4 protein-coding genes are annotated in these 6,359 nt (G+C 74.6%); 3 read left to right on the top strand and 1 reads right to left on the bottom strand.

Annotation, left to right across the window (positions count from 1 at the left end; all coding sequences use genetic code 11):
- The 3 genes from ABD844_RS20520 to ABD844_RS20510 form a co-directional block, all read left to right on the top strand.
- On the top strand, window positions 1-747 hold a 747-nt coding region (locus ABD844_RS20520; RefSeq protein WP_344879949.1), incomplete at its 5' end, for a vWA domain-containing protein.
- 2 nt (window positions 748-749) lie between these two features.
- Window positions 750-1,352, top strand: coding sequence for a cob(I)yrinic acid a,c-diamide adenosyltransferase (gene cobO, locus ABD844_RS20515; protein WP_344879947.1), 603 nt, complete (start codon window positions 750-752; stop codon window positions 1,350-1,352).
- A gap of 8 nt (window positions 1,353-1,360) precedes the next feature.
- Window positions 1,361-2,674, top strand: a complete 1,314-nt coding sequence (locus ABD844_RS20510; RefSeq protein ID WP_344879962.1) for a cobyrinic acid a,c-diamide synthase CobB — start codon at window positions 1,361-1,363, stop codon at window positions 2,672-2,674.
- On the opposite strand, the gene cobN is transcribed toward ABD844_RS20510, so the two are convergent.
- Window positions 2,629-6,351, bottom strand: a complete 3,723-nt coding sequence (gene cobN / locus ABD844_RS20505) for a cobaltochelatase subunit CobN (RefSeq protein WP_344879944.1) — start codon at window positions 6,349-6,351, stop codon at window positions 2,629-2,631. The genes ABD844_RS20510 and cobN overlap by 46 nt on opposite strands.
- Between the last annotated feature and the right edge of the window lie 8 nt (window positions 6,352-6,359).

The raw sequence follows: 6,359 nt of genomic DNA, 5'->3' as shown, positions 1-6,359 counted from the left end.
CGCGGCCGGAGCACCGGCTCACGCCGCCCGTCCGGCCCGGTGCGCGACCTGCACGTGCCGGCGACGCTGCTGGCGGCGGCGCCGTACCAGCGGGAACGCGGTCGCCGCGGCCCCGGGCTGGTGCTGCGCGGCGACGACCTGCGCGAGGTGGTACGCGAGGGCCGGGAGGGCAACCTCGTGCTGTTCGTGGTGGACGCGAGCGGCTCGATGGCGGCCCGCAGGCGGATGACCGCCGTCAAGACCGCGGTGCTGAGCCTGCTGCTCGACGCCTACCAGCGGCGGGACAAGATCGGGCTGATCACCTTCAGGGGCGCGGGCGCGGAGGTGGCGCTGCCGCCCACGTCGTCGGTCGAGGCGGGCGCGGCCCGGCTGCGTTCCCTGCCCACCGGCGGGCGTACGCCGCTGGCGGCGGGGCTGGTGCGCGCGGCCGAGGTGCTGCGCGTGGAACGGCTGCGCGACCCGGCCAGGCGTCCGCTGCTGGTGCTGGTGACCGACGGCCGCGCGACGGCGGGCGGCGACGTGGACCGGGCCGCCGCGCTGCTCCGGGGCACGGCGGGGGTCGTGGTGGACTGCGAGAGCGGGCCGGTCCGGCTCGGCCTGGCCGTCCGGCTGGCCTCCCGGCTGCGGGCCCGGCTGCTCCCCCTCGACTCACTCACCGACCTCGGCACGGCCGTCCGCGACCACAGGACCGGCCACGGGAGCCTCCAGCACCACAGGAACCCGCACAACCACAGGAAGGCGGTCTGAGCATGCCGCAGGGGAAACCGGCCGTGGTGCCCGACGACGGGCTCACCACGCGCCAGCGGCGCACCCGTCCGCTGCTGATGGTCCACACCGGTCCTGGAAAGGGCAAGTCCACGGCCGCCTTCGGGATGGCGTTGCGGGCCTGGAACCAGGGCTGGCCGATCGGGGTGTTCCAGTTCGTGAAGTCGGCCAAGTGGCGCATCGGCGAGGAGCGGGCGCTGAGGGTGCTCGGCGACTCGGGCGAGGGCGGCGCGGTGGCCTGGCACAAGATGGGCGAGGGCTGGTCGTGGATCCAGCGGCCCGGCGCCGAGGAGGACCACGCGGCCGACGCGCGTGAGGGCTGGGAGCAGATCAAGCGCGATCTGGCGGCCGAGACGTACCGGTTCTACGTGCTGGACGAGTTCACGTACCCGCTGAAGTGGGGGTGGCTGGACCTGGACGACGTGCTGGCGGCGCTCACGAGCCGGCCGGGGAACCAGCACGTCGTGATCACCGGACGGGACGCGCCCGAGCGGCTGGTCGAGGCCGCCGACCTGGTGACGGAGATGGGCAAGGTACGCCACCCCATGGACGCCGGGCAGAAGGGCCAGAAGGGCATCGAGTGGTAGTCCCCCGGCTGGTGATCGCCGCCCCGTCGTCGGGCAGCGGCAAGACGACGGTGGCCACCGGGCTCATGGCGGCGCTGCGGGCGCGCGGGCTACGGGTGTCGCCCCACAAGGTGGGCCCCGACTACATCGACCCGGGCTACCACGCGCTGGCCGCGGGACGTCCTGGGCGCAACCTGGATCCGTGGCTCGTCGGGGAGTCGCTCGTCGCCCCGCTGTTCCTGCACGGCGCGGCGGGATGCGACGTGGCGGTGGTCGAGGGCGTGATGGGCCTGTTCGACGGCAAGGGGGTGACGGACTTCGCCTCGACCGCGCACGTCGCGAGGCTGCTGGACGCGCCGGTGGTCCTCGTCGTGGACGCGGCCAGGCAGAGCAGGTCGGTGGCGGCGGTGGTGCACGGGTTCGCCACGTTCGACCCGCGCGTACGGGTGGGCGGGGTGGTGCTCAACCGGGTGGGCTCCGACCGGCACGAGGAGCTGTGCCGGGCGGCGCTGGCCGCGGCGGGGGTTGCGGTGCTGGGCGCGATCCGCCGCGACGACGCGGTGTCCACGCCGTCCCGGCACCTGGGGCTGGTGCCCGCGGCGGAGCGGGAGGCCGAGGCGGTCGCCGCCGTGGACCGGCTGGGCGCGCTGGTGTCCCGCTCGTGCGATCTCGACGCGCTGCTGCGGCTGGCGCGGTCGGCTCCCGCTCTGGACGCGTCCGCCTGGGAGCCGCCGCACCGTGAGGCCCGCGGCAGGCCGGTGGTCGCGGTGGCGGGCGGCGCCGCGTTCACCTTCGGGTACGCCGAGCACGTCGAACTGCTACGGGCGGCGGGCGCGGAGGTGGCCGTCTTCGACCCGCTGCGCGACGAGCGGCTGCCCGGCGGGACCGGCGCGCTCGTGATCGGCGGCGGGTTCCCCGAGGTGTACGCCGCCGAACTGGCCGCCAACGAACCCCTGCGCGAGCAGGTCGCCGCCTTCCCGGGCCCGATCGCGGCCGAGTGCGCCGGGCTGCTGTACCTGTGCGACGAACTGGACGGCCGGCGCATGTGCGGGCGCGTCCCCGGCCGGGCGCGGATGACGTCCCGGCTGACGCTCGGCTACCGGGACGCCGTCGCGCTGCGCCGTACGCCGCTCACGAGGGCGGGCGAGCGGCTGCGCGGGCACGAGTTCCACCGCACCGCCACCGAGTACGCGGGCGAGCCGCTGTTCCGCTGGGACGGCGGCCACGACGGCTACGGCGACCCCGGCGTGACCGCGTCCTACCTGCACCTGCACTGGGCCGGTGCGCCCCACCTGGCTCAGCGGCTGGTGTCGTCCTCCAGGTCGCCTTCGGTCTTGAGGTAGACCTCCTGCAGGCCGCGCAGGATCTCGGGGTCGGGGTGCTGCCACATGCCGCGCTCGGCGGCCTCCAGCAGGCGTTCGGCGATGCCGTGCAGGGCCCAGGGGTTGGCACGGGCCATGAACTCCTGGTTCTCGGGGTCGAGCACGTAGGTCTCGGTGAGCTTGTCGTACATCCAGTCGGCGACCACGCCGGTGGTGGCGTCGTAGCCGAACAGGTAGTCGACGGTGGCGGCCAGCTCGAAGGCGCCCTTGTAGCCGTGGCGGCGCATGGCGGCCAGCCAGCGCGGGTTGACCACCCGCGCCCGGAAGATCCGTGAGGTCTCCTCCGACAGCGTACGGGTGCGTACGGCGTCGGGGCGGGTGCTGTCGCCGACGTACGCGGCCGGGGCCTTGCCCGTGAGCGCGCGGACGGTGGCGACCATGCCGCCGTGGTACTGGAAGTAGTCGTCGGAGTCGGCGATGTCGTGCTCGCGGGTGTCGACGTTCTTGGCGGCGACGGCGATCCGGCGGTAGGCGTCCTCCATCTGCGGGCGGGCGGCGACGCCGTCGAGGTCGCGGCCGTAGGCGTAGCCGCCCCACACCGCGTACACCTCGGCCAGGTCGGCGTCGTCGCGCCAGTTGCGGCTGTCGATGAGCGGCAGCAGCCCGGCGCCGTACGCGCCGGGGGCCGAGCCGAAGATCCGCATGGTCGCCCGGCGCTCGTCGCCGCCGGTCGCGGTCACGTGGGCGCGTACGTAGTTGTCCTCGTCCGGCTCGTCCAGGCCCGCGGCGAGCCGTACGGCGTCGTCGAGCATGCTCACCACGTGCGGGAACGCGTCGCGGAAGAACCCGCTGATGCGGACCGTCACGTCGATGCGCGGGCGGCCCAGCTCGGCGAGGGGGATCGGCTCCAGGCGGGTGACCCGGCGCGACGCCTCATCCCATTCCGGGCGGATGCCGAGCAGCGCCAGGACCTCGGCCACGTCGTCACCCGCCGTACGCATGGCGCTGGTGCCCCAGACCGACAGCCCGACCGAGCGCGGCCACTCGCCGGTGTCGGCGCGGTAGCGCGTCAGCAGGGAGTCGGCCATGGCCTGGCCGGTCTCCCAGGCCAGGCGGCTGGGCACCGCGCGGGGATCGACGGAGTAGAAGTTGCGGCCGGTCGGCAGCACGTTCACCAGGCCGCGCAGCGGGGAGCCGCTGGGCCCGGCCGGGACGTAGCCGCCGTCCAGGGCGTGCAGGACGTGGTCCAGCTCGTCGGTGGTGCGGGCCAGGCGCGGCACCATCTCGGTGGCGGCGAAGCGGAGCACCCGCTCGACCTTTTCCCGCGGAAGGTCCCCGCGCTCCTGCGGGAAGTCCCCGCGCTCCTCCTGCGGAAGGTCTCCGCGCTCCTGCGGGAGGTACCCGGGTTCCTGCGGAAGGTCCCCGAGTTCCCGCGGAGGGTCCCCGAGGACGGCACGGGCCACCTCCGCCGCCGCGTCCACCGCCCAGCCGCGCTCCTCCATGCCCTCCACCAGCGCCCGCGCCGTGGCCTCCGCCCGGTCGACCGCCCCCAGGGCCGCCGTGCCGTCCTCGGCCAGCCCCAGTGCCTCGCGCAACCCGGGCAGCGTCTCCCTGCCCGACCACATCTGCCGGGCCCGCAGCATCGCCAGCACCAGATCCACCCGTACCTGCCCGACCGGCGCCTGCCCGAGCACGTGCAGGCCGTCGCGGATCTGCATGTCCTTCACCTCGCACAGCCAGCCGTCCACGTGCAGGATGAGGTCGTCGAACTCGCTGTCGTGCGGCCGATCGGTCAGCCCGAGGTCGTGGTCCAGCCGGGCGGCCTGGATCAGCGTCCAGATCTGGGCCCTGATCGCGGGCAGCTTGGCCGGGTCCATGGCGGCGATCGTGGCGTGCTCGTCCAGGAGCTGTTCCAGGCGGGCGATGTCGCCGTAGGTGTCGGCGCGGGCCATCGGCGGCACCAGGTGGTCCACCAGCACGGCGTGCGCCCGCCGCTTGGCCTGGGTGCCCTCTCCCGGGTCGTTCACGAGGAAGGGGTAGATCAGCGGCAGGTCGCCGAGTGCGGCGTCCGTGCCGCAGGCGGCCGACATGCCTGCCGACTTTCCGGGCAGCCACTCCAGGTTGCCGTGCTTGCCGACGTGCACCATCGCGTGCGCGCCGAAGTCGGCCGACAGCCAGCGGTAGGCGGCCAGGTAGTGGTGGCTGGGCGGCAGGTCGGGGTCGTGGTAGATGGCGATCGGGTTCTCGCCGAAGCCGCGCGGCGGCTGCACCATCACGACCAGGTTTCCGGCCCGCAGTGCGGCCAGGACGATGTCCTTCCCGTGGTCGCCCTCGTGGACGAACAGCTCCCCCGGCGGCGGCCCCCAGTGCCGCTCCACCTGCTCGCGCAGCTCCGCGGGCAGCGTACGGTACCAGCGCTCATAGGAGTCGGCGGAGATGCGCACCGGGTTGCCCGCCAGGTGCTCCTCGGTCAGCCAGTCCTGGTCCTGCCCACCGGCGGCGATCAGGGCGTGGATGAGCGCGTCGCCGTCCTGCTCGGCCGCGCCGGGGAACACGCCGGGGAACCCGTCGCCCAGGTCGTAGCCCGCCTCGGCGAGCCGGGCCAGCAGCCGGACGGTGCTGGCGGGCGTGTCCAGCCCGACGGCGTTGCCGACCCGCGAGTGCTTGGTCGGGTACGCCGACAGCATCACGACCAGCCGCCGCCGCGCCGGAGGGGTGTGCCGGAGCAGGCCGTGGCGTACGGCGATGCCCGCCACCCTGGCGGCCCGCTCGGGGTCGGCGACGTAGACGGTCAGCCCGTCCCTGTCGACCTCCTTGAACGAGAACGGCACCGTGATGATCCGCCCGTCGAACTCCGGGATCGCCACCTGCGAGGCGGCGTCCAGCGGCGACAGCCCGTCGTCGTTCTCCTCCCAAGCCCGCCTGGACGTGGTCAGGCAGAGCCCCTGCAAAATGGGCACGTCGAGGGCCGCCAGCGCGCCCACGTCCCATGCCTCGTCGTCGCCGCCCGCGCCGGCGGTGGCCGGGCGCGAGCCGCCCGCCGCGAGCACGGTGACGACCAGCGCGTCCGCCGTGCGCAGGGTGTCGAGCAGCTCCGGCTCCGCCGTACGCAGGGAGGAGCAGAAGATCGGCAGCGCCTGCCCGCCCGCGTCCTCGACGGCGGCGCACAGCGTCTCGACGAACGCGGTGTTGCCCGCCATGTGGTGCGCCCGGTAGTAGAGCACCCCCACCACCGGACCGCTCTGCGACCGGGCGGGACGCTCCAGCCGTCCCCAGGAGGGCGCCGCCGCGGGCGGCTCGAACCCGTGACCGGTCAGCTGGACCGTGTCGGACAGGAACGCGTGCAACTGCGCCAGGTTGCCCGCTCCGCCGTGCGCCAGGTAGGCGTGCGCCTCGGCGCAGACCCCGCCGCTGACCGTGGACAGCTCCATCAGCTCGGCGTCGGGCGCCTGCTCCCCGCCCAGCACCACCACCGGACGCGACCCGGCCAGCAGCGCGTCGAGGCCCTCCTCCCAGGCCCTGCGCCCGCCCAGCAGGCGTACCACGACGAGGTCCGCTCCGGCCACCAGACCGGGGACGTCCTCGGCCGTCAGCCGGGCCGGATTGCCCAGCCGGTAGCCCGCGCCACTGGCGCGCGCGCTCAGCAGGTCGGTGTCGGAGGTGGAGAGCAGCAGGACGGTACGGCGGTCGCCAGGCACGACGCATT

The organism is Nonomuraea antimicrobica (assembly GCF_039536965.1).
GTDB classification, from domain to species: domain Bacteria; phylum Actinomycetota; class Actinomycetes; order Streptosporangiales; family Streptosporangiaceae; genus Nonomuraea; species Nonomuraea antimicrobica.
Note: the sequence above shows the minus strand (reverse complement) of the source record. Positions and strands in the feature narration are given on the sequence as shown.

What these genes read in the sequence shown, in the direction of transcription:
- cobO (WP_344879947.1), top strand. Translation starts at nt 750, where the DNA reads ATGCCGCAGGGGAAACCGGCCGTGGTGCCCGACGACGGGCTCACCACG.